The 25,065-nt window shown below is 69.2% G+C and carries 22 protein-coding genes; 9 read left to right on the top strand and 13 right to left on the bottom strand.

Features of this window, described 5'->3' with window-relative positions; all coding sequences use genetic code 11:
* Nucleotides 1–61 precede the first annotated feature (61 nt).
* Nucleotides 62–1,432, top strand: a complete 1,371-nt coding sequence (locus tag FKR81_RS06070; RefSeq protein WP_146349926.1) for a neutral zinc metallopeptidase — start codon at nucleotides 62–64, stop codon at nucleotides 1,430–1,432.
* Between the two features lie 875 nt (nucleotides 1,433–2,307).
* Here the strand turns inward: FKR81_RS06070 and FKR81_RS06065 are convergent.
* Genes FKR81_RS06065 through FKR81_RS06045 form a run of 5 tightly spaced genes read right to left on the bottom strand, consistent with a single transcriptional unit; the run spans nucleotide 2,308 to nucleotide 7,737 of the window.
* Nucleotides 2,308–3,744: a neutral zinc metallopeptidase gene (locus tag FKR81_RS06065; RefSeq protein ID WP_146349925.1), complete on the bottom strand. Its 1,437-nt coding sequence runs from the start codon at nucleotides 3,742–3,744 to the stop codon at nucleotides 2,308–2,310.
* Between the two features lie 49 nt (nucleotides 3,745–3,793).
* Nucleotides 3,794–4,765, bottom strand: a complete 972-nt coding sequence (locus FKR81_RS06060; RefSeq protein ID WP_407936501.1) for a tetratricopeptide repeat protein — start codon at nucleotides 4,763–4,765, stop codon at nucleotides 3,794–3,796.
* On the bottom strand, nucleotides 4,762–5,562 hold the full coding sequence (locus FKR81_RS06055; RefSeq protein WP_146349923.1) for an SCO6745 family protein: 801 nt from the start codon (nucleotides 5,560–5,562) through the stop codon (nucleotides 4,762–4,764). The genes FKR81_RS06060 and FKR81_RS06055 overlap by 4 nt, the downstream gene beginning before the upstream one ends.
* A gap of 27 nt (nucleotides 5,563–5,589) precedes the next feature.
* On the bottom strand, nucleotides 5,590–7,392 hold the full coding sequence (locus FKR81_RS06050) for a WD40/YVTN/BNR-like repeat-containing protein (protein ID WP_146349922.1): 1,803 nt from the start codon (nucleotides 7,390–7,392) through the stop codon (nucleotides 5,590–5,592).
* Nucleotides 7,393–7,434: 42 nt separating this feature from the next.
* Entirely contained in the window at nucleotides 7,435–7,737 is a 303-nt protein-coding gene (locus FKR81_RS06045; protein ID WP_146349921.1) for an MTH1187 family thiamine-binding protein, read from the bottom strand.
* 38 nt (nucleotides 7,738–7,775) lie between these two features.
* Between FKR81_RS06045 and FKR81_RS06040 the strand changes: the two genes are divergently transcribed.
* Nucleotides 7,776–8,279: a MarR family winged helix-turn-helix transcriptional regulator gene (locus tag FKR81_RS06040; RefSeq protein WP_146349920.1), complete on the top strand. Its 504-nt coding sequence runs from the start codon at nucleotides 7,776–7,778 to the stop codon at nucleotides 8,277–8,279.
* Between the two features lie 54 nt (nucleotides 8,280–8,333).
* Nucleotides 8,334–9,377, top strand: coding sequence for a phosphotransferase (locus FKR81_RS06035; RefSeq protein WP_146349919.1), 1,044 nt, complete (start codon nucleotides 8,334–8,336; stop codon nucleotides 9,375–9,377).
* On the opposite strand, the gene FKR81_RS06030 is transcribed toward FKR81_RS06035, so the two are convergent.
* The 7 genes from FKR81_RS06030 to FKR81_RS06000 all read right to left on the bottom strand — a co-directional run bounded on the left by FKR81_RS06030 (nucleotide 9,348) and on the right by FKR81_RS06000 (nucleotide 17,925).
* Nucleotides 9,348–9,653, bottom strand: a complete 306-nt coding sequence (locus FKR81_RS06030) for a DUF3817 domain-containing protein (protein WP_146349918.1) — start codon at nucleotides 9,651–9,653, stop codon at nucleotides 9,348–9,350. The genes FKR81_RS06035 and FKR81_RS06030 overlap by 30 nt on opposite strands.
* A 49-nt stretch (nucleotides 9,654–9,702) precedes the next feature.
* The gene (locus FKR81_RS06025; protein ID WP_146349917.1) at nucleotides 9,703–10,746 is read right to left on the bottom strand and encodes an ABC transporter permease; all 1,044 of its coding nucleotides are present in this window, start codon (nucleotides 10,744–10,746) and stop codon (nucleotides 9,703–9,705) included.
* 34 nt (nucleotides 10,747–10,780) lie between these two features.
* Nucleotides 10,781–11,692 carry an ABC transporter ATP-binding protein gene (locus tag FKR81_RS06020; RefSeq protein WP_146349916.1) on the bottom strand — a complete coding sequence of 304 codons (912 nt, stop codon included), beginning with the start codon at nucleotides 11,690–11,692 and terminating at the stop codon, nucleotides 10,781–10,783.
* An 84-nt stretch (nucleotides 11,693–11,776) separates the two neighbouring features.
* Nucleotides 11,777–12,616, bottom strand: a complete 840-nt coding sequence (locus FKR81_RS06015; protein ID WP_146349915.1) for a hypothetical protein — start codon at nucleotides 12,614–12,616, stop codon at nucleotides 11,777–11,779.
* Between the two features lie 81 nt (nucleotides 12,617–12,697).
* Complete coding sequence (locus FKR81_RS06010) at nucleotides 12,698–15,022, bottom strand: ATP-binding protein (protein ID WP_146349914.1); 2,325 nt, start codon at nucleotides 15,020–15,022, stop codon at nucleotides 12,698–12,700.
* Between the two features lie 58 nt (nucleotides 15,023–15,080).
* Entirely contained in the window at nucleotides 15,081–17,294 is a 2,214-nt protein-coding gene (locus FKR81_RS06005) for a GH92 family glycosyl hydrolase (protein ID WP_146349913.1), read from the bottom strand.
* Between the two features lie 58 nt (nucleotides 17,295–17,352).
* Nucleotides 17,353–17,925: an RICIN domain-containing protein gene (locus tag FKR81_RS06000; RefSeq protein ID WP_146349912.1), complete on the bottom strand. Its 573-nt coding sequence runs from the start codon at nucleotides 17,923–17,925 to the stop codon at nucleotides 17,353–17,355.
* Between the two features lie 87 nt (nucleotides 17,926–18,012).
* Here FKR81_RS06000 and FKR81_RS05995 point away from each other — a divergent pair, with 87 nt between their 5' ends.
* The gene (locus FKR81_RS05995) at nucleotides 18,013–18,708 is read left to right on the top strand and encodes an AfsR/SARP family transcriptional regulator (RefSeq protein ID WP_146349911.1); all 696 of its coding nucleotides are present in this window, start codon (nucleotides 18,013–18,015) and stop codon (nucleotides 18,706–18,708) included.
* 56 nt (nucleotides 18,709–18,764) lie between these two features.
* On the top strand, nucleotides 18,765–19,421 hold the full coding sequence (locus FKR81_RS05990; RefSeq protein ID WP_146349910.1) for a DUF11 domain-containing protein: 657 nt from the start codon (nucleotides 18,765–18,767) through the stop codon (nucleotides 19,419–19,421).
* A gap of 110 nt (nucleotides 19,422–19,531) precedes the next feature.
* Here FKR81_RS05990 and FKR81_RS05985 read toward each other — a convergent pair whose 3' ends face one another.
* Nucleotides 19,532–20,995, bottom strand: coding sequence for a glycoside hydrolase family 47 protein (locus tag FKR81_RS05985; RefSeq protein WP_146349909.1), 1,464 nt, complete (start codon nucleotides 20,993–20,995; stop codon nucleotides 19,532–19,534).
* Between the two features lie 237 nt (nucleotides 20,996–21,232).
* Between FKR81_RS05985 and FKR81_RS05980 the strand changes: the two genes are divergently transcribed.
* Genes FKR81_RS05980 through FKR81_RS05965 form a run of 4 tightly spaced genes read left to right on the top strand, consistent with a single transcriptional unit; the run spans nucleotide 21,233 to nucleotide 25,061 of the window.
* Nucleotides 21,233–22,216: a LacI family DNA-binding transcriptional regulator gene (locus tag FKR81_RS05980; protein ID WP_146350002.1), complete on the top strand. Its 984-nt coding sequence runs from the start codon at nucleotides 21,233–21,235 to the stop codon at nucleotides 22,214–22,216.
* The gene (locus tag FKR81_RS05975; protein WP_235921325.1) at nucleotides 22,213–23,247 is read left to right on the top strand and encodes a class I mannose-6-phosphate isomerase; all 1,035 of its coding nucleotides are present in this window, start codon (nucleotides 22,213–22,215) and stop codon (nucleotides 23,245–23,247) included. The genes FKR81_RS05980 and FKR81_RS05975 overlap by 4 nt, the downstream gene beginning before the upstream one ends.
* Nucleotides 23,248–24,012 carry an ATP-binding cassette domain-containing protein gene (locus tag FKR81_RS05970; RefSeq protein WP_146349908.1) on the top strand — a complete coding sequence of 255 codons (765 nt, stop codon included), beginning with the start codon at nucleotides 23,248–23,250 and terminating at the stop codon, nucleotides 24,010–24,012.
* Nucleotides 24,009–25,061, top strand: a complete 1,053-nt coding sequence (locus FKR81_RS05965; protein WP_146349907.1) for an ABC transporter permease — start codon at nucleotides 24,009–24,011, stop codon at nucleotides 25,059–25,061. Before FKR81_RS05970 ends, FKR81_RS05965 begins: the two co-directional genes overlap by 4 nt.
* The last annotated feature ends 4 nt before the right edge of the window (nucleotides 25,062–25,065 follow it).

The raw sequence follows: 25,065 nt of genomic DNA, 5'->3' as shown, positions 1-25,065 counted from the left end.
GGTGAGGCACGTTGGCCTTGACATGCCCCCCACCACACCGCGCACCCGGCACAATGGGGTGATGCGGCACTCTCGGATCGCGTTCCTGGTCGTCTTGGCACTCGTGGTCACCGGGTGCTCCAACGCAATCCCAGGCCGTCCGGTCGCCGCGAAGGTGGTGAACAACGAGGGCATCGACACGGCCGTGGTCCGCGGCACGGACGGCGGCCGCATCGACCAGCTGGCCGCGACCGCGCTGACGGACATCGAGCAGTTCTGGACCGACGCGTCCCAGCCGACGTTCAACAAGCCGTGGCAGAAGCTCACCGGCGGCTACTACTCCGTCGACACCTCCGACAACACCGCCAAGCCGCCGCCGTGCACCCAGAAGGCCTCGGACGTCGAAGGCAACGCCTTCTACTGCCCCGCCGCCGACGCGATCGCCTGGGACCGGACCGCGTTGCTGCCCGTGCTGGAGGACAAGTTCGGGCAGGCCGCCGTGGTCATCGTGCTGGCGCACGAGATGGGCCACGCCGTGCAGCGCCGCATGGGCATCACCCCGGAGGCCGAACGCCGCGAGCCGGAACGGTTCCCCACGATCCTCACCGAGGCCATGGCCGACTGCTTCGCCGGCTCGTTCATCCGGTGGGTCAACGACGGCAAGTCCGACCACCTCGACATCGGCTCCAACACGCTCGACTCAGCGCTGGGCGCGTTGATCACGTTCCGCGACCCGGTGGGCACGTCGCCCACTGACGAGCAGGCGCACGGCAGCGCGTTCGACCGCGTCGCGGCGTTCCAGGACGGGTACGAGCAGGGCACCAAGTTCTGCGCCGCGATGACCGTGCAGAACCGCGTCTTCACGCAGCGGGCGTTCACCAACGCCGACGACCGCGCCACCGGCGGCAACCTGCCGTTCGCGAAGATGCTCGAGTCGATCACGCCCGACCTGGACGGGTACTACGCGTCCATCGCCCAGCAGCTCGGCAAGACGTGGACTCCGCCCAAGGCCGAGGCCAGCCAGACCGAGCCCGACTGCTCCGGTAACCAAGGGCCGGTTGCGTACTGCCCTTCTGCCAAGTCGATCGCCGTTGACGTCAAGGAGGAGTTGCCCGCTTTGCACGCTGAGCTGGGTGACTACGCGACTGGCGTGTTGCTCGCCTCGCGGTACGGGATGGCTGAGTTGGCTGTTCTCGGGAAGCCCTTGGAGGGTGAGGACGCTAGCCGCAGTGCGTTGTGCTTGGCCGGCGCTTACACCGGGTCTGTGCTTGCTCGTGAGAAGGGGTTCGGGCTTTCGCCCGGCGATATGGACGAGGCCGTCAACGTGTTGCTCGAGTACGACTACGCGGCTCGGGACAGTAAAGGTGGGTCTGCGCTTGAGCCTGGGTTCAAGCGGGTTGCTGTGTTTCGTGAAGGTGTGTTCGAGGGGCCCAAGAAGTGTGGGGTGGGCTGAGATTCCTCTGGGTGGGGAGAGGTTCGCGGATCACCAGAGGTGGCCATATTTTCAGGGCGGGGTCAAGACAAAAAGACGTCTTGACCCCGACCTGAAAATATGGCAAGGCTTCGCCTGATCCGCGAACCTCTCCCCACCCCGCCCTCCGGGAAAGTTTGTTCTGATCATTTGGCTGCCGGTTTGTGTTCGGGGGCCGCGCCCGGTTGGCAGTGCGGGGGTTGCTAGTGCGGCGGGCGCTCTTTTCTTTTGGTATCTGCCGGTTTTGGCGGTGCTCCCTTGGTATCTGCCGGTTTCGCTCGGCTCTTGGTATCTGCCGGTTGAGGGGGTGCTCGCTTGGTTCGCGCCGGTTTCGCCGTGCACTCTTGGTGTCCACCGGTTGGGCTCGCGCTCCCTTGGTGCCCGCCGGTTTGAGCGGTGCTCCCTTAGTACCCGCTGGTTCGGGCCGCGCCCCCTCGGTACCTGCCGGTTTCGGCGATACTCCCTTGGTGCCCGCCAGTTGGGCTCGCGCCCCCTTGGTGCCCGCCGGTTTGAGCGGTGCTCCTTTAGTACCCGCCGGTTTGGGCTGCGCTCCCTCGGTACCTGCCGGATTCAGTGGTTTGCGTGCCTGCGGGCCGGGGATTGTCGGTGCTGGCAGAGACCATGGAATCGGGGGGTTCTCACACGCGGGGGACGCCTGCGTGAGCATGGCCGCGACCCGCGCCCGCCTCGCTCCCAGCCGTGCGCAGCGAGCCCTGCTTTCTCGGTGAATTCACGGTCGGCGTGGCTGCGGGGCCCGGAGTTGTCAGTGCCGGCTGAGAGCATCGATTCGGGGGTTTCTCGCGTGCGAGGACGCCTGCGAAAGCACGCCCGCACCGCACGTCAAGCACTAGCGCGCGTTAGCGGTTGTACTTGCGCACGCAGGTTGAGGAGCCGCCGAAGAAGCCGTCACCGAACGCCTCCACCCGTGCGAACCCGGAAGGCACGGTGGCGCCGTTGACGTCGGCGGCGATCAGGCTGTCGTCGGCCAGCAGTTCGGACACGGCCTCGTCCAGGTCGCCGGGCGAGAGGCGCAGCTCGGCGGTCGGCTTGTTGGCCTCGCCCGCCCAGGCGCCGGTGAGGCAGGCGGTGCGTTGCCCGGCGGCCTCGTCGTCGAGTTTGAACCCGGTGGCCTTCTGGATCGACAGCGAGAACCGCGACGCGATCACCGCGAACGCGGCGAAGTCGCCGATGCCGCCCTTCTGGCCCTTCTTCGGGGGCGTGCCGATCCGCACGAGTCCGGGCAGGTCTAGTCCGACCTGGTTGGTGGCGGGGCAGTAGGTGGCGGGAGTGGTCGGCTCCGCGTCGGAGCACGAGCCCGCGCCATCCCGGTTGATCGCGGGGAACGTGGCGCCGGAGGTCTTGTAGGCGTTGCGCAGGCTGTTCTCCAGTGCGCGCAGGAACTTGTCGTCGTCGACCTTCGCGTTGCCTCGGCCCTGGCCCTTGTCGGTGTCCGCGGGCTCGAACTTGCGCTCGGTGATCCGGGCTTCGATCTCGGCCTCGTCGATGTCGGCGCAGCGGCGGGCGCCGCGGGCGAAGCCGAACTGGAATGCCGAGACGCGGTCGAAGGCGCTGCCGTGGGCGCCCTGCTTCTCGAACGACGTGCCCGCCTGGTCGCGGATGAAGAACATCGTGGTCAGGACCTTGTTCAGGCCTGGGCCGGTGGAGATCTCGAAGTGCTTCGCCTTGCCCTCAGCCATCCAGCGGAAGAACGTGCCCGCGTAGCAGTCGGCCTGCTGTTCCTTCACGATCGACGGGGTCGCCTGGGTGATGCCGGACGCCGGGCCGAGTTTGTACTGCACGGCGTGGCCCATCTCGTGGGCCAGCACGGTGACCACGGCGAGCGGGCCGAACGAGTCGTTCAGCATCGGGAGCAGGTCGCCGCGGTCCCACGTGATGCTGTCGTCCAGCGAGCAGTAGAAGGCGTTGGCGACGCCGGTCGTGTCGGTCTTGCAGACCTCGACGCCCTTGCCCGTCGAGTCGTACGACACCAGGCGCTTCACCGGCTCGAACGTCTTGCCGTCGAACTGGGCGGGCAGCTCAGCGGTCCAGTACTCCTGGACGTCGGCCAGCGTGTTGATCGCCAGGCGGTCCATGTCGCCGCCGTCGGCGTTCTCCACGCGCAGGTCCGCGTCCGGCACGCCCTCGCGGGGGCCGGACGCGCCGTTGGTGATCTCCAGGCCGGCGACCTTCGTCGGGTCCGGGCGCTCGCCTCTCGCGGTGCCCTCGACGACCGAGGTGCACCCGCTGAGCAACGCCAGCGCGGCCACAGCCGCGACGACCCGTGCCTTCCCCATGGGCCCGCACCCTACTTGGCCCGATGATCACCTGCTGCGGAAACCCGCGTTAGTACAGGGCGCTCGCCAGGTTGCGGCGAGCGACGGCCACGCGGGGGTCGTCGGCGGCGAAGAGCTCGAACAGGCCGACCAGGTGCTCGCGCACTCGGTCGCGGTCGTCGCCGTACACGCGGCGCACGGTGTCGACCAGGCGCTTGAACGCCTCCTCGACGCGCTGCTGCACGATTTCGGCGTCCGCAGCCGCGAGCTGGGCGTCGATGTCGTCCGGGGCCGCGTCGGCGCGGGCGATGACGTCCGGGTCGACGGCCTCGGCGCGCGCCGCGAACTTGACCTGCGCCAAGCCCTCCTTGGCGAGCTCGTTGCCCGGCTCGGACGCCAGGATCTGCTCGTAGGCGGCCTGTGCGCCGGCGTAGTCGCCCTGCTCGAAGGCTTCCTCGGCGGCGACGAAGCGCGGGTCCTCGGGCGCCTCCTCGGCGACCGGCACCTCACCGGCGTTGGCCTCGCCCGCGCGGATGCCGGGCAGGCGGTCGCGCAGCGCGTCGAGCAGGCGCGCGATCCACTGCTGCACCTCGGGCTCGCCGAGCGGGCCCGCGAACGCGTCGATGGGCTGGCCCGCGGCGATGGCGACGACGGTCGGCACGGACTGCACGCCGAACGCCTGGCCGATGCGCGGCGACTGCTCGAGGTCGACCCGCGCGAAGATCCACGAGCCGCCGCTGACCTGCGCCAGCTTCTCGAGCGTCGCGCCCAGCTGCTGCGACTCGGGGCTGTACGCGGCACCCAGGTGCACGACCACGGGTACCTGCAAGGACTGCTCCACCACGGCCTGGAACATGGCCTCGGTGACGTCCACGATCCACGGCACCTGCCCGGCGGCGGGGGCGCCGTTCGCGGACGCGGCGGACGGAGCGGCTGGCTGCTGACGGGCCGCGTCGGCACGGGCCTTGAGAGCGCCCAGGTCGACGGCACCGGAGAGCGCGGCGGACAGTGCGGCGGTCTTGCGAGGATCAGGCCTTGTCACGTGTTCCATCCTGGCACGGCCAGTTCGCGGACCGGGTCGAGGGCCATCGGGTTCACTCGCATCGCCTCGTTCTGCCCCGCGATGCGCAACGCCAGCGGCTCCAGCAGCGCCGCCAGCCGCGCCGTCTTCTCCGCGCCGAGCGACAGCCACGGCTCGGCCGCGGCCAGGTCGGTCGCGCGTTCGACCGCCTCCAGGTCGCCGGTGGGAGACGCCGCGTTCCACTCGTCGGGCGTCCAGCCGCGCGCCACCTGCATGTAGGCCGGGTCCAGCCCGTGCGCGGCGGCGTACAGCACCAACGCCTCCAGCGGGCCGACGCCGGCCGACACCAGCGCGGCCACGTGCCCGTCACCGCGCGACTCGCGCAGGATCGTGCACGCCTGCCAGAGCACGAGGTGCGGCTCCGACGGCCACGGCAGCGCCCGGTTCGCGGCGGCGAGCGGCCGTCCGGCGACGGGTGCGCGCAGCGCGGCCTCCTGCGCCAGCAGAGCCACCTCGTCCATCCCGGACACGTCACCGAGCATCCGCCGCAACGCCCGGTCGGCGCCGAGCAGTCGCGTCTCCAGGAACTCAGCGGGAGACGCGACCGCCCACGCGTCAGGAAGAGCCCGGTGCACCATGCGCGGCGCGAAGTTGTAGAACACCGCGGTCACCAGCTCGGGCGAGGCCGCACCGAGCGGTGCGGCCCTCATCCCGAAGTACCCCATCCAGCCGCCCTTGCACCCCAGCGCGTCGGTCGCGGCGCGCGACTCGGGCGTGAAGTACGTGACGTCGTGGTAGGGCTCGTAGCGAAACCACATCTGACGGGGATCCACCCGTCAGATACTTCACCTCAGCGCGCGCCTGTGCACCCCTCCGGCTTGAGTGCCCGCGAACAGCCAGCGGCCGTCCGGTGACACCAGCAGCGAGTCGATGCCCTCGTTCGGGCCGCCGAACGACGACCACGTGCGCCCGCCGTTGACCGACCGCAGCACGCCGGGACCCGAGGTGCCGCGGAACGTGCGCGCCGCCGCGTACAGCACACCGTCCGGTCCGATCGCGACGGAGCTGAGGTTCTCCTCGCTCACCTTCGGCGTCTCGGTGAAGGTCTTGCCGTCGAACGACGTCCACGTCGAGGTGTTGCCGAGCACGACGACGTGCCGGTCGTCGCGCGGGTCGACGAGCACGGCGTTGATGACGCCGTCGAACACCTTGATCATCGTCACGCCGCCGTCGGAGCTGCGGTACAGGCCGCTGACGTCACCGACCCAGACGCCGCCGTCGTCCGCGGCCACCGACTTCACGCCCCTGAGGAAGTTGTGGATCCGCGGCTGCAGGGTCACGCCGCCGTCGTCGCTGACGTAGAAGCAGTTGACGAGGTACGCGCCGACGTAGACGCGCATCGGGTGCACCGGGTCGACCGAGATCGAGCGCGTGTTGCCGGCCTCCTCGGAGATCGTCACCCACGTCTTGCCCGCGTCGACGGACTGTTCGAGGAAGATGCGGTCCATGGAGCCGCGGTAGGCGTTGCGCCCGCGCAGCACGACGCCCGGCCGCAGGACGGCCAGCGCGCCGATCCGGTTGCCGATCGAGGGCGGCGCGGTGCCGTCGAAGCCCCAGTCCTGCTTGTCGCCGGGCAGCGTCGTCTGGTGCGAACCGAGATAGGTGCCCGCGATCAGCGAGTTGCCGGTCGCGGCCAGCGACAGCACGTTGGCGCCCGGCACGCCGATGCGCTGGAAACGCACGGAGTCGCGGGTCGTGTAGACGCCACCTGTCGCGGAGACCACGTGCAGCGACGGGTCGTCCGGGAAGCTGCCGAGGTCGTCGTAGACGTCCATGGCCTCCATCGCGAGCGTGCGCCGCCAGGTGGTGCCGAGGTCGTCGCTGACGAAGTGGCCGTCGAGCGTCTGCACCTGCATCTGCCCGGACGCGGTGATCGCGCCGAAGATCGTCCAGCCGGACCACGGGCCCTTGACGGGCGTCCAGGTGCGGCCGCGGTCCTTGGACAGTTGCACGCCGTCGGTGAAGTCGCGGGTCACCACGACGTTGCCGCGCGAGCTGATCCACTCGGCGTTCGACGTCGCCTTGGACCACTTGCCGCCGCGGAACGCGTACAGGTCGCCCGCGGCCACGAAGAGGTCCGAGCCGACGAGGTGCAGGTCCTCGGCCTTCTTCGGCGAGCCGGGCATCAGCTTCCAGCTCACGCCGTCCGTGCTGCGGTACACGCCCTCCTCAGAGGACGCGTACGAGACGGACCCGACCGCGACGTCCTCCACACCGGACGGAGTGTCCAGTACGGACTTGAACGTGGCGCCGCCGTCGGTGCTGCGCAGCACGGCACCCGCGCCGCCACCACCGACGTACCCGGCCACGTAGACGGTGTCCGGCCTGCGCGGGTCCGCGGTGACCGCGTTGCCGCGCAGGCCGTCACCGGGGAAGTACCCGCCCTGGAACCAGCGCTTGCCTCGGTCGTCGGACCGGAAGACGTGCTGTCCCGCTCCCGGCAGGACGTACACACGGGACTGGCTGAACGCCAGCCGCCCGCCGACGCCGTTCGGCCCGATGTTCTCCCAGTTGGCCTTGGTGGGTGCCGCGTGCACGGGTGGGGCGACCACCAGCAGTGCGAGCAGCAGGGCGACCATGAGTCTCACGAGTCCTCCGCGCATCAGGTGACGGCGGCGGCGTCGTGTGCATCATGGCGTGTCGGCGAGATGCTCCTCAAGACGCTGGACCTTGGCCGTGAGCTGTCCGGTGTAGCCGGGACGGACGTCGGCCTTCAGCACCAGGGACACCCGCGGGGCCCTGGCCTGCACCGCTTCTGTCGCGCGTCGCACGACGTCCATCACCTCGTCCCACTCACCCTCGACCAAGGTGAACATCGCGTTCGTCTCATTCGGCAGTCCGGAGTCGCGCACGACCCGCACCGCCTCGGCGACGGCCTCCGCGACGCCGTCGGAATCCCCGCCGAGCGGGCTCACGCTGAACGCGACGAGCACAACTGCCTCCTTGGTACTGACTGGTAGCTTTGGGCCTCATGACACCGCAGCCGCTGCCGTTCGACCCGATCGCTCGCGCGGCGGAGCTGTGGAACGAGCACGTCGGACCGGCCGGTTCGATGGCCGCGGTGACGAGCGTCATGCGAGTCCAGCAGATCATCCAGTCCGCTGTCGACGCCGCGCTCAAGCCGCACGGCCTCACGTTCGCCCGCTACGAGGCGCTGGTGCTGCTGTACTTCTCGCGCAAGGGCAGCCTGCCGATGCGGGTCATGGGCGAGCGGCTGCAGCTGCACCCGACGAGCGTCACGAACATCGTCGACCGGCTGGAGAGCGACGGCCTCGCCCAGCGCGTCCCGCACCCGACGGACCGCCGCACCACGCTCGTCGAGATCACCGACGCCGGCCGTGCGCGCCGCGAGGCGGCCACCGAGGCCGTCGTCGCGGTGAACCTGGGCCTGCGCGGCCTCACCGACCGGCAGACCGAGCAGCTGACCGACCTGCTCGCGAAGGTCCGCCGCGCGGCGGGCGACTTCGAGGACTGACCACCCAACGGAAATTGCGTTGTGGTCGCCGCCGCCGCATGGCCTGATGACCGGATGCAGGAACGTTCGGTGATCGCGCTCGTCAGCGCACCCAGCGGGTTCGCGGGCGCCGTCGGCCCGTTCCCGGTGGAAACCCCGTGGTGGAACCACGTGGAGCCGGTGAACGCCGCGCTCGAGGAGCTGCTCGGGGTGCGCACGAGCGTCCTGCGCCTGATCAGCACCACGGGACGGCAGGCGCACGGCGGCACCGTGACCTACCACGTCGAGGCGCACGGCGAGCCGGACCGGACCGCGCTGCACCCCGGCGAGCGGCCCTCGTGCGACGCACCGCACCGGATGCAGTGGGCGCGGCTCGGCGGGCCCTGTGAGCTCGTCGAGTGGGCTGAGGGGCACATCACCCGAACCGGACCGGCGGTCCAGGTCCGCACCTGGAACCTGGCCAGCATCCACCGGCTGCCGACCGCGGCTGGCCCGGTGTGGCTCAAGGCGGTGGCCCCGTTCGCGGCGGACGAAGCCGCGGTCATCGGGGTGGTGGCCGCGCACGACCCCGCGCTCGTCCCGGAGGTGCTGGCGTCCGGACCGGGTCGTCTGCTGCTCGCCGACGCGCCGGGTGAGGACTGCTGGGACCCGTCGCCGGAGCTGATCCGGTCCGTGGTGCCGCGACTGGTCGCGGCGCAGGCCGCACTGGCGGACACCAAGCCGGTGCTCGGACGGCGCCCGGTCCCGATGCCGTCGTTCGGGTTGCCGGACACCCTGGTGCACGGTGACTTCCACCCCGGCAACTGGCGGACCAGCGAGGTCGTGCTCGACTGGGCGGACGCGCTGTGGGGTCACCCGTCGATCGACGCGGCCCGGCTCATCGAGTACACCGACGCGCACCTGCACCCGTTGATCGTCGACGTCTGGGCCGGTGCCTGGCGCGAGCACTTCCCGAAGAGCGATCCGGTAGCCGCGCTGAAGGTCGCCCGGCCGGCCGCGCGACTGCTGAACGCGGTGCGGTACCAGGAGTTCCTGGACAACATCGAGGACAGCGAGCGGGTCTACCACGAGGGCGACCCCGCCGAGGAGCTACGCGCCGCGCTGAGCCTGACGGGCTGACACCCAGCGCTCGAAGAACACCGTCGCGAGCGGCGGGATGCTCGCCAGCAGCGCCAGGAACGTCGTGCGCCGGTCCCAGCCCAGCGGCTCGCGCACCATCAGCGTGACGAGCACGTAGCCGACGAAGATCACGCCGTGGATCGGCCCGAAGACCTTCACGCCGATCTCGTTGTGCACGACCACGTACTTGAAGAACATGCCGACCAGCAGGCCTGCCCACGACACCGCCTCGGCGAGCGCGAGCACGCGGAAACGTCCAGCAGCAGTGGAGAACATGGGCCCCATTCTGGACAGTGACCGCGCTCACCGAGGCAGCAGGGTGTTTTCAGTCCTCCCAGCGGAACACGCGGGACGCTATGAAGCCGACCACCAGCGTGAAACCGATCAGCACCGCCGAAGGCAACGCCAACGCCTCGATGCCCTTGCCGCGCACCAGCACGTCGAGCATGCCGTCGTTCATGTGCCGCAACGGAAGCAGGTTCGACACCGTCTGCACCCACTTCGGCGCGGCCTCGACGGGGAAGAACGACCCGGACAGGAACGCCATGGGCAGCACCACGAGGTTCGCCGCGCCGCTGGCCGCTTCCTCGGACTTCGAGAACGCTCCCACGAGCATGCCGACCGAGAAGAACGCCAGCGTTCCCATGACGAGCAACGGGATCGCGAGCCACCACTGCCCGGACAGCTGCAGCCCGAACAGCGGCGTGGAGGCCAGTGCCACGAACAGCACGCCCTGCAGCAGCGCGACGCCGATGCTCACCAGCAGCCGCGACGACAGCACGGTCCCGGCACCGACGGGTGCGAGACGGATGCGCCGCAGCACCTGCTTCTTGCGCCACGACACCAGGGTCAGCGCGGCACCGAACACGGCCGACACCGAAACACCCCACGACAGGATGCCCGGCGTCAGGAACTGGATCGGCTTGAGCGAGGAGTCCTCGACCTTCTCCGTCTTCAGGTTGAACGCGGGCGGCTGACCCGTCGCCACCACGTTCGCCTTGTCCACGAAGCCGTTCACGATGCCGACGACCGTCGCCGCCTGCACCTGGTCGCTCGACGCGAACCTCAGGTCGAGCTCCTGGCCGCGGATGACCAGTGCGGCCGGGATGTCGCCGTCCTTCACCTTCTGCAGTGCGGCCGGCTCGTCGTTGAAGCGCTCCAGCTCGAACACGCCGCTCTGCTCCATCGCGGCGACGATCGGGCTGTCACCGACGATCGCGATCTTCTGCTTGTCCGCACCGGCGTCGCGGAACAGCAGGCCGAAGATCACCAGGAACATCAGCGGGAAGAGGAACGTGAAGAACAACGCGAGGCGGTCGCGGAAGAAGCCCTTGAACATCGCCCCGGAAAGGGACCTGAACGCGGTCATGATGCCGCCTCCGCGTTGAGGATCACGTCGACGGTCATGCCCGGTACTCCCGCCCAGTGAGGTTCAAGAAAACGTCTTCCAGCGTCGCGGTGCGGACCTGAAGCCCGTCCAGCGCACCGCGTTCCGCCAGCGTGGACAGCACTTCGGCGGGGCGGCGCGTCGAGATCGACAGCGACACCTCGTTCTCGTGCGTCTCCTCGACGCCGGGCAGCGCCTCGGCGTCCTCCAGCGACAGGGCGCCCTTCTGCAGCGTCACGTGCGTCGGCGCGTCCAGGCCGCGCACGAGCACCGCGGGCGGGTCCATCGCGAGGATCCTGCCGTTGTCCATGATCGCGACGCGGTCGCACAGGATCTCGGCCTCGTCGAGGTAGTGCGTCGTGTACACGATCGTCTTGCCGCGCTTCTGGATCTCGCGCAGCACGTCCCAGAGGTTGCGGCGCGCCTGCGGGTCCAGCGCGGCCGTCGGCTCGTCGAGGAACACGATGTCCGGGTCGTGCACCAGCGCGCACGCGATCGACAACCGCTGCCGCTGGCCGCCGGAGAGCTTGTTCTCCTGCTCGTTCGCCTTGTCGGTCAACCCGACCAGCTCGAGGTAGCTCGCGGCGGTGGCCGCGCTCACCCCGTACAGCGAGCCGAACGTCTGGAGCTGCTCCTTCGCCGTCAGCTTCTCGAAGAACGACGACGCCTGGAGCTGGACGCCGATGCGCGGCAGCAGCTTGCTGTTGCGCGGCCACGGGTTCTCCCCCAGCAGCCGCACGTCACCCGAGTCCGGCTTGCGCAGACCCTCGATGATCTCCAGCGTGGTGGTCTTGCCCGCGCCGTTGGGGCCGAGGATGCCGAAGAACTCACCCTCGGCGACGGTGAACGACACACCGTCGACCGCGTGCAGATCGCCGTAGCTCTTGCGGATGTCGCTGACCGCGACCGCCGCGCGTTCTTCCGTCATGGGAAAAAGCTAGGTCACGCGCCGCGAAACACGAGGTAGAAACAACCAAAGTCGTTTCCGATCGAGACCTTCGAGTGTATTTGCTCAGTTACCCGCTGCTAACAACGCGGTCGAGGTGCGGAGGTCGTTGAGACGCCGCAACGCGGTCGCATAGCGCTCGTACAGCACGCGCGGCGCGGCGACGCGCACCTGGTCGAGCACCTTCCACAGGTAGCAGTGGTCCCGCGTCTCCAGCCGGGTGCCCTGCGGCACGGCGCCGGGCGCGACGTCTCCGGCGAACCGCAGCGCGACCGTCGCCGCCCGCAGCGTGGACGTCGCGAGCTCGATCTCGTCGACGACCTGCGACTCGGCACCGTCGACCGACGCGCGCAGCACGCCGCCCACCGCGAACCGCACGGCCTGGAGCAGCGCGTAGAACAGCCGGTGCCCGGTCATCCAGCGCTCCTGCGGCAGGTGCTCGGGACCGCGCCGCGCGGGTGTCGTGATCGTCATGCCCGCTGGCGCGCGGCCGAGCACGTGGTCGAACAGCGCCGTGGGCGCCCACATGAGCGTGCGCCAGTCCTCCTCGGGCAGCGTCGTGCCCATCCTGGCGGCGTTCTCCAGCACGTCCAGGTAGGCGATCAGCAGGCCGGAGAGGAACACCGCGCCGCGGTCACCGCCGACGCGCACGACGCCGAAGTGCACGTCGTAGTCCGTCGGCTCGTCCAGGCCGTAGCCGCGCGCGGGCGACCACTCGATGACGTCGCTGCTCGCGAGCACGACGCGGGCGAGCCGCTGGTGCACCGGTGACGCCGAGACGAGCGTGTCGTCGAGGCCCATCTGCACGAGCATCGACGCCGCGTGCGAGAGCACCTCGCGGCGTTGCGGAACGAGGTCGGGATGCAGCAGGCGGAACTGCGCCGCCTGGAACCGGTCCGCCTCCATGTCCCACCTCCCCCCTTTGATACCAACAACAGTGAGCCTTGATGAGCCAGAAGTCATCAGGATGAACCCCAGCGTTACGTCTCAACTGGACTGTTGAGACACCCATGCCGCCAATTGGGCGCGTGAGGATACGTCGAGTGCTGTCTTGATGTTGCGCACGTGGGATTCCACGGTGCGGTGCGAGATGTTGAGACGCGCGGCGATCTGCACGTTGGTCATGCCCTGCGCGATCATGCCCGCGACCACCTGCTGACGTGCGCTGAGCACGGGTTCCGCTTCCGGCCGCCACGAGTCCTCGTCCAGCGCGTAGTCCGCCGCCTGGTACAGGTCCATGCCGCAGCCCGTCACGGACGCCTGCTCGAACACGTTTCGTGACAACAACTCACGTGCGGTGGTGAGCGCCAGATCGTAACGCTCCTGCCACCACGGCTCCCGCGCCCAGTCGAGCACCATGCGGGCCGACTCACCCGCGAAGAGCAGCCGCACACCGCGTTCCAGCTGTCCACTTCGGAGTGCGATCACGCCGCAGCCCTCGATGCAGTCGAGGTACGTGCGCAGCGCGTCCACGCCGACCCGCACGCCTTCCTCGAAACAAGACAACGCCCAGCCGTGGTCGCCCGCCTCCAGCGCGACGCATCCCGTGGTGTGCAGCACGACCGCGACGATGTCCGGACGGGCGTGCGCGCGCATGCTGGGCAACGCGACGTCGACGAGCTCCCGCGCGCCCGCGATGTCGCCCTGGATCAGCAGGATCCACGCCAGGTTCTGCTTGGTGCACGCCACGCTGATCTCGTTGCCGTTGCTCAGCCCGTGCTCGATCGACCGCCGCAGCATCACGATGGTGGCCGCGGTGTCGCCGCGCGCCATGCACACGGAGGCCAGCGTGCGGTACAGGCGGCAGAGAATCCGTTCCTGGCCGGTCGTCGAGGCGGTGTCGATCGCTTCGGTCGCGTACCGGTGACCGTCGTCGAGGTGGCCCTGGTGCAACGCGAACAACGCCGCGTATTCCAGCGCCAGGCAGCGGAACCGCGACGTCGCCGGCGTCGTCGCGAGCACGTCCACCAGCACCGCACCGGCTTCGGTGACGTAGCCCTGGTCGAACCGCACGCGCAGGAGGATCGACGCGAGCATCAGCCTGCGCTCGTCGGTGACGTCGGCCATGCGGCCGAACGCGTACGCCACGTTGTCGTACTCGTCGCGCTGCCGCCTGATCTGCCTCTCGGTCAGGATCGACGACGTGACACCGGGTTCGGCGATCTCGCACAGCCAGGTGAGGATCCGCTCGTTCATCACCTCCTCCTCGCCGTGCTCGCGCAGTCGTTCGAGCGCGTAGAGCCGCACCGACTCCAGCATCCGGAACCGGCCGTTGCCCTCGCGCGACACCAGCGACTTGGCCTCGAGGTTCGTGAGCGTGCCCAGCACGTCGCCGTCGAAGACGACCTGCGCGGTGTCCAGCGCGAAACCGCCCGGCAGCAGGGAAAGCCTGCGGAACAGCGTCTGTTCGGGAGATGTCAGCAGGTCGTAGCTCCACGCGATCGCCGCGCGCAGGCTCTGGTGCCGCGCCTCGGCACCGCGGTGCCCGATGTTCAGCAGGTCCAGCCTGCGGTCGAGGTGGTGACTGATCTCCCTGACGGACAGCGGCCTGACGAGACGTGCCGCGAGTTCGATCGCGAGCGGAATCCCGTCGAGACGCGCGCACACCGCCGCGATCAGGTCGTGGTCGGACTCCGACGGCTGGAACGTGGTTGCGCTCTCACGTGCCCGCTCGACGAAAAGTCGCTCCGCCTCCGACCACGGCCGTCCCTCGACCGACAGACCTTTCAACGGGTAGACAGCTTCACCCACCGCGCGCAACGCTTCGCGACTCGTCGTGAGAACGCGGACACCGGGACAGCGCGCGAGCATCTCGTCGACCAGCTCGCAGCACGCGTCCACCAGGTGCTCGCAGCTGTCCAGCACCAGCGTGATCTTCCGGCCCGCGAGGTCCGCGAGCACCCTGGCGCGCAACGGGGTTCCCGGCAGCTCGGGAACACCGGCGGCCTCGGCGACCGCCTGCACGACCTGTTCCGGCCTCGTCAGGCGGGCGATCTCGACGACGCGCGCCTCGATGTGCCGCGACAGCCGCAACAGCTCCATGACCAGCCGCGTCTTGCCCACACCGCCAGGTCCGAGCAGCGTGAGCAGACGATGCTTGCGCAGCAACGGTCCCAGGTCGGCGATTTCGGATTCCCTGCCGATGAAAACATCCGGGTACTCGGGCAGGTCCGGATCGGACGGAGTGCTGCTCAGCCGCTGCCGGTACGCGCGCTGGCGGCAGGCGTTCGAGCAGTACCTGGACACGCGCGCGTTCGCCTGGCGCGGCGTCATTGCCGTGCCACACGACTCACAGGTGCCCGACTCACTCATCAGGCAGAGGGTACAAGTGATTCCGATGTCTCAATTGGAATCTTTCGTGATGCACAACTCAGTGATCAACTAGATCGACGTCGAACGTCACTCCCGCGCGGAGTCGAGCCAGGTCCACGTGCGATTTGTTGCGGGGCAACCAGCCTCCGCGCACCCGTTGCACATGTTGCAATCGCGAGGTGTCCGCATCCTCGGCTTTGATCACGACGTCGCGCCCGTTCTCCAGATGGATCACCGCGCGGACGAACCGGGGCGCGTGCAGCACGAACTCGCCGGTACCGGGCACGGCCGGGTACAGCCCGAGCGCGCTGAACACGTACCACGCGGACATCGTGCCGAGATCGTCGTTTCCGGTGACACCGTTGGGGGCGTTGACGAAGAGCGTTTGCGCGGCGCGGACCACGACTGAAGTTTTCTCAGGTTTCCCGATGAGCGCGTAAATCCACGGCGCGTGCAAGTCCGGTTCGTTGTTGGGGTTGTATCGGAACTGGTTGTAGTAGTCGTACGGACCCACCACCCATTTCTCGCGCACGGTGCGCGCGGGGTCGGCGAGAAGATCGCTGTACGCGAAGAAGTCGTCGAGCCGCGCCTCCGCGGCGGCGGGTCCGCCGAGCGCCGCGAGCAGGCCGGGCACGTCGTGCTGCGCGAGCCACTGGTACTGCCACGCGGTGCCCTCGTGGAAGCCCTCGGATCCCTGCGGGGTGAAAGGTTTCAGCCAGGAGCCGTCCGCGAGCTTCGGCCGCGGGAAGCCGGTGAAGCCGCGGTCGGTGACGGACGGGTCCCACAGCGCGCGGTGGTTGCGTCCGCGCCGCTCCAGCGCTTCGGCGTCCTCGCGGTGCCCGAGCTCGCGCGCCATGATCGCGAGCGTGCCGTCGGCCAGCGCGTACTCGAGCGTCGCGGACGCGCCGTGGTGCGGGTCGACGTCCTGGCCCTTCTTGCGGAAGGCCTTGTCGTACTGGACGAACCCGCGCTGGAGGTAGCACGGGTTGCCCGCGCGGCCCTGGAACCTCGACGCGGCAGGCGGAACACCGGTGGCGTTCTCCAGCAGTGCCGCGTAAGCCTTGTCCTCCAGGCCTTTCAACGCGCCGAACCGCCAGAGGTCGACCAGGAACGGCGTGACCGGGTCGCCGGTCATGCAGTTCGTCTCCTGGTTCGCGTACGCCCAGCGCGGCAACCAACCGCCCTGCTCGTGGATCGCGAGCACCGACCAGGCGATGTCGCGGGCACGCGTGGTGCGCAGCAACGCGATCAGCTGGTTGTGCGCGCGATAGGTGTCCCAGAGCGAGAAGTACTCGTAGTACGTCCAGCCTTCGGCGGTGTGCACCTGGTTGTCGAAACCTCGATAGCGGCCGTCGAGGTCGTTGCCCGTCAACGGTTGCAGCAGCGCGTGGTACAGCGCGGTGTAGAAGACCGCGCGGTCGTCCCAGTTCTCGGTCTCGATGTCGATGCACGCGAGCTCGGCGCGCCAGGCGTCCTGCGCGAGGACGCGGATCTCGTCGAACGTCTTCCCGGTGGCCTCGGTGAGGTTGAGCGCGGCACCGTCCGCGTCGACGTGCGACAGCGCGGTGATCGCGGTGACCGGGCCGGGCGCGAACGTGACCCACGCGCCGCGCAGCCCGGCGCCACCGGCCGACTCCCTGGTGTTCGGCGCCGAACCGCCGGGCGACCAGGTGCCGAACGCGGTGAACGGCCGGTCGAAGCGCGTCGCGAAGTGCGTGACGTACGGGCGCCCGCCGCAGAACGCCTGCGACTCAACGGTTCCGACGATCGTGTTGTCGCCGACGATCCGTACCGAGCTCGCCGAGACGGGCTCCTTCTCGTTGGCCTGCCCCACGTTCACCAGCAGCGTGCCGTTGCTGCCGCTGGGGAACGTGTACCGCTCGACACCGGTGCGCGTCGTCGCCGTGCACTCGACGGTGATGTCGCGGTCCAGCCGGACCTTGTAGTAGCCGGGTTTGCCGACCTCGCCGTCGTGCGCGTACCGGGCGGCGTAGCGCCGCTGGTCGAACACCCCCGGCAGCGGTCCGTACACCGGCAGGATCGAGACGAGCCCGCCCTGCTCCCAGCACCCGGCGCCGGAGAGGAAGAAGTGCCCGAAGCCGCGGATCACCGGGTCGCCGTAGCGGTAGCCGGCGTAGTGCGCGGTGATCGGGCTCGAATGGGCCTTGCCGAAGGGCATCGACGCCCCTGGGAAGGTGTTGCCCTCGTCCTGCGTGCCGATGAACGTGTTCACCGACTCGATCGCCTCTGGCGGTGGGGGCGCGTCAGCCACGACCTCACCATAGCGGTCGTGGCCACCGGGAGCAGGTGGCCACGACCCGTTCGGATGATCAGTACCAGCGCTGGTTGTTGCCGCCGTGCCAGTCCCACTGCACGACCGCGCCGCCGTTGTTCAGCGACCAGCCGTAGGTCTCGAGCGACTTGCCGCTGAACTTGCTGATGTAGCGCAGGGTGCTGTTGCCGGGGAAGGCCTCCCACCACCGCTGGTTGTCACCCCAGTGGCAGTCCCACTGCACGATCTGCGCGCCGTTGGCGGTCGACCAGCCGTACACGTCGAGGCACTTGTTGCTGTTGACGTTCTGCAGCGAGTAGTAGCCGTCGGCGTGCTGGATGAACCTCCACAGCTGGTTGTTGCCGTAGTGGCAGTCCCACTGCACGGCGAGCCCGCCGTTGGCCTGCGACCAGCCGTAGATCTCCAGGCACTTGTTGCTGTGCCGGTTGCGCAGGTAGTACACGGCGTTGACGTTGATGCCGTTGGTCGCGATGTCCTCGGCCGACAGCACCGGCCGCTGCGAGGCGTCCGCCTTGCCTGCCTCGTCGGCCGCGCTGGCGACACCGGGCACGACGAGCAGCGCCGCTGCGGCGAGCAGACCAATCGCGGCTCTCCACGTATTTCGTCCCATCGACTCCCCCTCTTGGTTGGGTGATGACGGGGGAAAGACTCGGTGAGCGCGCTGAGCGTCCGCTGAGGAAGAGCTGAGGGGGCTCGCATGCTGTTCCGGTTGCTGGGGGAAGTCACCGCCGAACGCGAGGACGGTGGAATCGTGCGGTTGGGAGGACCGCAAAACAGAGCGCTACTCGCAATTCTCTTGTTGTCGGCGGGCAGACCTGTTTCTGTCGACCGGCTCATCGACCTGCTCTGGGACGAACCGCCCGCGACGGCCCGCAATCGCGTGCAGGGCCTGGTGGCCGAACTGCGCCGCGCGGGCGTCGCACTGGCCACCCGCGCACCCGGCTACGCGGTGGCCACCTCGCCGGGTCAGGTGGACCTGTTCCGCTTCCGGGCGTGCGTCGAACGCGCCCGCATCGCGGAGCCGCCGACGGCGGTCGCGCTGCTGATCGAGGCGCTGAACTGGTGGCGCGGACCGGCGCTGGCCTGCGTTGACCTGCCCGTTCTCGCGCAGTCGCTCGAGGAGGAGCGGCTGCACGCGCTGGAGAGCCGGATCGCACTCGAGCTGGGGCTCGGCAGGCACGGCGCGGTGGTGCCCGAGCTGGCCGCGCTGACGTCGGAACACCCGACGCGCGAGTCGCTGCACCAGCTGCTGATGCTGGCCCAGTACCGCTGCGGGCGTTCGGCGGACGCGCTGGAGACCTACCGCAGGCTGAGCCATCGGCTGGCGGCCGAGTACGGCATCAGCAGCGGTCCTGAACTGCGCCGGTTACAGGAATCAATCCTTCGCGGATGAAGACCACCCGTTCACCTCATTGCTTTTGCGGATGAAGATGCACGTGAATGGTCGTCATGCCTTCCCCATTGCGCGTTCTCGTGGCGGTGCTCGCCGCGTTCCTGCTCCTCACACCATCGGCAAACGCTTTTCCGCCGCCTGATTCGGGAATCGCTTCTCAGTGCACGGGTGCCGGTGAGTTACTGGGCGACCCCGTCGGTGCCGACGGCTACTACCGCTGTCTGGGTGCCGGCAAGGCGCGCTACGAGCGCTGCCCCGGCGACCAGGTGTTCTCCGTGGGCGCGGAGGCGTGCGTCTCGCGTGACGTGTTCCCGCCCGAGCTGGGCGACTGGGGCGTCTCCGTCGACGCGCCGCGCGGCACCACCGTGCGGCTCGGCGGCGCGCTGAAGTTCCGCGTCACCGCGCACAACCTCGACGGCGTCGGCGACCTCGGCAGCGTCCGCGTGCGCGTGACGTGGCCGGACGGGCTCTCGTGGGGCAACAGCGCCGACTGCCTGCGCCTGCAGGGGCAGCGCGTCGCGTACTGCTACCTGGGCGTCGCGCACGGCACGTCCGCCGACATCACCCTGACGGCGTCGCCCGACCTGCTCACCATCGGCGCGTTGACCGTGCGCGGCGAGGTCTACGGCAGCAACCCGGTGGACATCAAGGCCTCGAACAACCGCGATTCAGCCACCTGCCACGCCCTGACCGGCATCATCGTCTCCTGCTGACCCGCGGAACTGTCGGTGCCCCGCGATACGCTTGGAGTGGGGAGTTCACGCCCCCTTGGGGGCCTGCGAACCCCCCGAATCCAGGCTAGCGCGGGGCACCGACAGTTTTCTCAGCGCTTGGCGCCGCGGAAGACGTTTCCTTCGGTGGACAGGTAGTTGTCGCGGTAGTCGAACCGCGGCGAGTCGCCGAAGATCAGCCAGTAGTACTTGAGCTGCTCCGACCACCAGTAACCGGGGCAGAAGTCACCCTGCCTCTTCGGCGTGGTCGTGACGTCGGACAGGATCGTGTACCCGAACCGCGTCTTCGAGGTGCGCTTCATCTGCTGGTAGTGCGTGTACGCGCGGTTGCGGTACAGCTCGTCGTTCGTGTGCATCCACAGGAAGAACGCCGCGTCGGCGTACTCGGGCCGCAGCTGGTTGCCGACGGACGTGGCGTTGAGCGACGGGTACGAGATGCCCTCGGGCAGCACGCCGTAGCGGTCCTGCACCTTGGTCCACGAGTCGTGGTACGCACGGCCGCGCGCCACGTCGCCCGCCTGCGCGAACAGGCCGCCCATGAACGACGCCAGCTCGCTCTGCGACCGCGAGACCCGCCGTCCGGTGAACGCGTCCACCTGCGCGAACCAGAGGTTGCCGCCGACGGTCTCCGCCTGGCGCTGGTTGATGCCCGCGATCAACACGTCGTACCAGCGCTTGAGATCCGCGTCGCCGAACAGCTTCCAGCCGTCGAACAGGTACTCGTAGTACGAGTCGGCGGGCGGCCCGACCGTCGCCGTGCGGTTGCGCCACGCACCGGTCTCCGCGTGCACGTCCCACGGCAGCAGGTCCAAAGAGGACCGCCGGTCGAACGTGTACTTGAAGGCCTTCTTGGCCGCGTTGAAGTACTTCCGGTCACCGGTCCAGCGCGACAGCATGCCGAACTCGGTGATGTACGTGCCGGTCTCGGCGAGGTTCGTCTCCGGCTGCGACACCGCGCCGGTGCGCAGGTTCACGTAGCGGTAAGGAATTCCGGTCGGCGACTTGGTGAACGCGACCAGCAGCCGGTCACCGAGGTCGCGGGCGAGCTCGAGCAGCTTGGGGTCGCCGCTGACGTGGTAGGCCGACAGCAGGCCGCCGAGCATGCGGATGTTGGTCTCGAAGACCTGGAACGACGCGTTCACGTCGAAGTCGAGGTTGTCGTGGACCCACTTGAGCCCCTGGGCGAACTCGGCGTCGAGCTCCATGAACCACAACGTGTCCAGCGCCTCGACGACGGTGAGGCCCATCGGGTGGCCGTCGACGAAGAACTCCTCGAAGCCACCGGACACCGGCTTGATCTGATCGTGCCCGAAGGCCTTGTCCACATAGGACCGCCAGGCCCACTGGGTCTCGCGCCGGACGTCCTCGGCGACGGCGCGCCAGCCGCCGGGCGGCGGGGCGAAGGTCTCGGCAGCGACGGAAGGTGCCGACGCGGTCCCGTCGGCGGGAGGAGGTGCGGAGGGCGAGGGAGGTGCTCCCCAGGCGGTCCCGGTGACTCCGGTCAGACCGGCGGCGCCGAGCAGGGCCAGCACGCTTCGCCGAGGCAGGTTACCCATGACTACTCCAGATGCAGGGGTGACAACGCTGTCCGTGCCCGGATCCTTGCGGAGCGTGTGTGGTGCGCGTCAAGGGTTCTGTCCGCTTCCAGACAGTCCACCGGCAAAAGAACCAACGCTGTACCGGTTCCGAACCTGTTGACAAGCCCTGATGAGACAGTGTGTGATTCCGCCACTATGACAACGTTGTCCCCAGGCGGAACCGCCGTCGGCCCGCGCAAGGTCCGCCGCGCGACGATGAACGACGTCGCGCGCCTCGCGGGCGTCAGCATCAAGACCGTGTCACGCGTGGTCAACGACGAACCGGGCGTGCACCCGTCGACGGCCGAACGCGTGCTCGCGGCCATCGACCAGCTGGGCTTCCGGCGCAACCTCAGCGCGCGCAACCTGCGCCGCGGCTCGTCCACCGGCACCATCGGACTCGTGCTCGAGGACGTCGGCAACCCGTTCTACTCCGGTGTGACGCGCGCCGTGGAGGAGATCGCCCGGCTGCGCGGCCGTCAGGTGATCTCCGGATCATCGGACGAGGATCCCGGCCGGGAACGCGAGCTGGCGCTGGAGTTCTGCTCGCGCCGCGTGGACGGCCTGCTGATCGTCCCCGCCGGGCTGCAGCACAGCTACCTGGTGCCGGAGATGCGCGCGGGCACGCCCGTCGTGTTCCTCGACCGGCCCGCGGGGGACGTCGTCGCGGACACCGTGCTGGTCGACAACATCGGCGGCACCATCGAGGCGGTCACGCACCTCGCCGCGCACGGGCACCACCGCATCGCCTTCCTCGGTGACGCACCCGACATCTTCACCGCCAACGAGCGCCTGCGCGGCTACCGCGAGGGCTGCGTGCGCGCGGGCATCGGCTACCACGAGGAGCTCGTGGTGATGGGCCCGCACGACGAGCACACCGTCACGTCCGCCCTGCGCCGCCTGCAGCACGGGCGCGAGCCGGCGACCGCACTGGTGGCCGGCAACAACCGCATCACGGTGCACGTGCTGCGCGCACTGGCCGGAGCGGCGGAACGACCCGCGCTCGTCGGCTTCGACGACTTCGAGCTCGCCGACCTGCTGTCGCCGCCGGTCACGGTCATCGCGCACGACGCGAGCGCACTGGGCAAAGCGGCCACTGATCTGTTGTTCGCCCGACTGGACGGCGACAACTCACCACCGCGCCGCGTCGTGCTGCCGGTGCGTTTGGTGCCAAGAGGATCAGGGGAGGTCCGTGCGTGAGCACTGGTGACGTGCACCAGCCCGTCGAATTACCGGCCAACCAGCCCAAGCAGTTCTACCGGGGTGGCGAGGCCATCGCGGCGCTGCGCGGGGGTGAGTCCGCCGACTTCGGCCCGGAGGACTGGGTCGCGTCGACGACGACGCTGTTCGGCCGCTCCGACGCGGGGCTGTCGACCCTGCCGGACGGGACGTTGTTGCGGGACGCGGTGAAGGCCGACCCGGACGGCTGGCTCGGTGCCGACCACGTGGCGACCTTCGGCGCGGACACGGCGTTGCTGGTCAAGCTGCTCGACGCGGGTCAGCGGCTGCCGGTGCACTGCCACCCGTCGAACGCGTTCGCGTCGAAGCACCTGAACTGCAGGCACGGCAAGACCGAGTCGTGGATCGTCGTCGGCACCTCGGGGCCGAACCCGACCGTCTACATCGGATTCCGCGATAACGTTTCGGCTGACACCGTTGCCAACTGGGTGTCCACTCAGAACACTGCGGCGATGCTCGACGCTCTCAACCCGGTGCGGGTCAAGGCAGGCGACACGGTCTTCGTGCCCGCCGGTCTTCCGCACGCGATCGGCGAGGGCGTGTTCATCGTCGAGCTCCAGCAGCCGACCGACTTCTCGGTGACGCTGGAGTGGCAGGGTTTCCTGGCCAACGCGGACGTCGGCCACCTCGGGCTCGGCTACGACGCGGCCCTGGAGTGCGTCGACCGCACCGGCTGGGGCGCGAACCTCGGTTCGCTGATCAAGGAGACCCAGCACACCGGAGGCCCGTTCCGGGGCTCCGTCAACCTGTTCAGCGCCGACGCCGATCCGTTCTTCCAGGCGGACCGGCTGCACGTCGACGGATCGTTCGGCCTCGAGCCGTCGTTCGCCGTGCTGGTGGTGCTGGAGGGCAGCGGCTCGGTCGGGTCGCTGCCGGTGAGGAAGGGCAGTACGGTCGTCGTGCCGCACGCGGCGGGCGAGACCGGGCTGACCGGAGAACTGGTGGCGATTCGTTGTCGTCCACCACTGCTGTCCAGTGTGGAGGGTTCCTAAGTGAGTGAACCGTTGCTGGAGGCGCGCGAGCTCGTCAAGCACTACGGCAGCGTCGAGGCGCTGCGCGGCGCGTCCTTCACGGCGTATCCCGGAGAGGTCGTGTCGCTGATCGGCGACAACGGCGCCGGCAAGTCGACCCTCGTGAAGTGCCTGTCCGGAGTGGAGCGGCCGACCGGTGGCACGCTGCTGTTCGAGGGCGAGCCGCTCGAGCTGACGTCGCCGACGGACGCGCGGGACCACGGCATCGAGACGGTGTTCCAGGACCTGGCCGTCGCGCCGGACCTCGACCCGGCCGCGAACCTGTACCTCGGCCGCGAGCTGAGGAAGCCGGGCGTGCTCGGCTGGCTGGGCGTGCTGGACAAGCACGAGATGCGCAAGCGGGCCGCCGAGCACTTCTACCGGCTCGGTGTGTCGCTGCAGAGCATCGACGTGCCGATCGCCGCGCTGTCCGGTGGTCAGCGGCAGAGCGTCGCGGTGGCGCGTTCGGTCGCGTGGGCCAGCAAGATCGTGTTCATGGACGAGCCGACCGCCGCTCTCGGTGTGGTGCAACGGGAACGCGTGCTCGACGTGATCAAGCGCGTGCGCGACGAAGGCATCGCCGTGGTGCTGATCAGCCACAACATGCCGGAGGTGCTGTCGGTGTCCGACCGGATCGAGGTGCTGCGCCTCGGCAGGCGCGTCGCCCGGTTCAAGGGCCCGGACACGTCCGTCGAAGAGCTCGTCGGCGCCATGACCGGCGCGCTCACGCAGGAGGACGCGGCATGAGCACCGTCCCGGAGAGCAAGACCAATGGGGAGACAACGTTGTCTTCTGAGGACGAGGGCCACACCAGCTTGGCGAAACGGCTGGCAGGCGCGAACACGCTGTGGATCGGCGTGGTGCTCCTGCTGCTGATCGCGGTGTTCGGCGCGATCCGCCCGGACGCGGTGCTGACGACGTTCACGCTGCAGACCACGCTCGTCGAGACGTCCGTGCTGCTCGTGCTCGCGGTCGGCATGACGTTCGTGATCATCACGTCGGGCATCGACCTGTCCGTCGGCTCGGTGCTGGTGTTCTCCGGCGTCACGTCGGCGATGACGATGAACGCCATGTCCGGCGGTGACGCGACGAAGGCCGGGTGGGGCGTCGTCTGGGTCGGCCTGCTGGTCGCGCTCGTCAGCGGCGCCGCGTGGGGCCTGCTGAACGGCCTCCTGATCGCGAAGTCGAAGATCCCGCCGCTGATCGTGACGCTCGGCTCGTTCGGCGCGGCGCTCGGCGCGGGTCAGCTGATCAGCAACGGCTCCAACGTGGCCGGTGTGCCGGAGGTGCTGGGCAACACGCTCGGCACCGGCACGTACCTCGGCATCCCGAACCTGGTGCTGCTGGCCGCGGTCGTGGCCGCGATCGGCGCGCTGCTGCTCACCACCACCAGGTTCGGCCGCTACACCTACGCGATCGGTTCGAACGAGGAGGCGGCGCGCCGCGTCGGCATCTCGGTCACCGGACACCTCATGAAGATCTACCTCCTCGCGGGTGTGCTGGCCGGTCTGGCCGGGTTCATGGCGATGGCGTACTTCCGGGTCGCCTCGGTCACCGGCCACGACACGGACAACCTGAACGCGATCGCGGGTGTCGTCCTCGGCGGCACGAGTTTGTTCGGCGGCGCGGGCTCGGTCGTCGGCACCGTGCTGGGTGTGTTCATCCCGGCGGTGCTGCGCAAGGGCTTCGTGATCCTCGGAGTGAACGTCTACTGGCAGCCGATCGCCGTGGCGATCGTGCTGGTGGCAGCGGTGTGGTTCGACCAGTCCCGGCGCAGGGCGCGCAATCAACGCTAGGAAG

Origin of the sequence: Lentzea tibetensis (assembly GCF_007845675.1) — a bacterium.
GTDB classification, from domain to species: Bacteria; Actinomycetota; Actinomycetes; order Mycobacteriales; family Pseudonocardiaceae; genus Lentzea; species Lentzea tibetensis.
Note: the sequence above shows the minus strand (reverse complement) of the source record. Positions and strands in the feature narration are given on the sequence as shown.

Bases quoted from the DNA above. Each gene is read 5' to 3' on its own strand.
- FKR81_RS06010 (WP_146349914.1), bottom strand. From the start codon at position 15,022: ATGAGTGAGTCGGGCACCTGTGAGTCGTGTGGCACGGCAATGACGCCG.
- FKR81_RS05980 (WP_146350002.1), top strand. From the start codon at position 21,233: ATGAACGACGTCGCGCGCCTCGCGGGCGTCAGCATCAAGACCGTGTCA.
- FKR81_RS06025 (WP_146349917.1), bottom strand. From the start codon at position 10,746: ATGACCGCGTTCAGGTCCCTTTCCGGGGCGATGTTCAAGGGCTTCTTC.
- FKR81_RS05995 (WP_146349911.1), top strand. From the start codon at position 18,013: ATGCTGTTCCGGTTGCTGGGGGAAGTCACCGCCGAACGCGAGGACGGT.
- FKR81_RS06040 (WP_146349920.1), top strand. From the start codon at position 7,776: ATGACACCGCAGCCGCTGCCGTTCGACCCGATCGCTCGCGCGGCGGAG.
- FKR81_RS06035 (WP_146349919.1), top strand. From the start codon at position 8,334: ATGCAGGAACGTTCGGTGATCGCGCTCGTCAGCGCACCCAGCGGGTTC.
- FKR81_RS06055 (WP_146349923.1), bottom strand. From the start codon at position 5,562: ATGTGGTTTCGCTACGAGCCCTACCACGACGTCACGTACTTCACGCCC.
- FKR81_RS06070 (WP_146349926.1), top strand. From the start codon at position 62: ATGCGGCACTCTCGGATCGCGTTCCTGGTCGTCTTGGCACTCGTGGTC.
- FKR81_RS06000 (WP_146349912.1), bottom strand. From the start codon at position 17,925: ATGGGACGAAATACGTGGAGAGCCGCGATTGGTCTGCTCGCCGCAGCG.
- FKR81_RS06030 (WP_146349918.1), bottom strand. From the start codon at position 9,653: ATGTTCTCCACTGCTGCTGGACGTTTCCGCGTGCTCGCGCTCGCCGAG.
- FKR81_RS05965 (WP_146349907.1), top strand. From the start codon at position 24,009: ATGAGCACCGTCCCGGAGAGCAAGACCAATGGGGAGACAACGTTGTCT.
- FKR81_RS06065 (WP_146349925.1), bottom strand. From the start codon at position 3,744: ATGGGGAAGGCACGGGTCGTCGCGGCTGTGGCCGCGCTGGCGTTGCTC.
- FKR81_RS05985 (WP_146349909.1), bottom strand. From the start codon at position 20,995: ATGGGTAACCTGCCTCGGCGAAGCGTGCTGGCCCTGCTCGGCGCCGCC.
- FKR81_RS06015 (WP_146349915.1), bottom strand. From the start codon at position 12,616: ATGGAGGCGGACCGGTTCCAGGCGGCGCAGTTCCGCCTGCTGCATCCC.
- FKR81_RS06020 (WP_146349916.1), bottom strand. From the start codon at position 11,692: ATGACGGAAGAACGCGCGGCGGTCGCGGTCAGCGACATCCGCAAGAGC.
- FKR81_RS05990 (WP_146349910.1), top strand. From the start codon at position 18,765: ATGCCTTCCCCATTGCGCGTTCTCGTGGCGGTGCTCGCCGCGTTCCTG.